The organism is Monashia sp. HAY1-5C, assembly GCF_056755255.1.
The window spans coordinates 1-258 of the sequence record NZ_JBPGXG010000483.1 but is presented as its reverse complement, the minus strand read 5'-3'; the positions used below and the strand labels follow the sequence as shown (position 1 = coordinate 258).

1 protein-coding gene is annotated in these 258 nt (G+C 34.5%); it reads right to left on the bottom strand.

Annotated elements, in window-relative coordinates; all coding sequences use genetic code 11:
* Positions 1–258: putative porin (locus ACR9ZK_RS22520; protein WP_481344152.1), on the bottom strand; the 258-nt coding region annotated here is incomplete at both ends.

Genomic DNA, 258 nt, shown 5'->3' with positions numbered 1-258 from the left:
TTTGGAAACATAATGTCCTGAAAATAGTGTATTGTTATTTGAAGCCAAAGAATTCCTGTACATGCCCTGAGAGCGTAACACACTGTATTCCAACGAAAAATTGAATCTTTTTCCAATATTCTGAGTGTAAGAAGATCTTAAAGCCGCTCCATTTTTCATGGCATTATGATAGATAAAAGTAGCCGTAGGTGTTTTAACATCGTAATAATGAATATCGTTTACTCCAAGAATACCGTATGACTTGTTGGTAGGCAATAA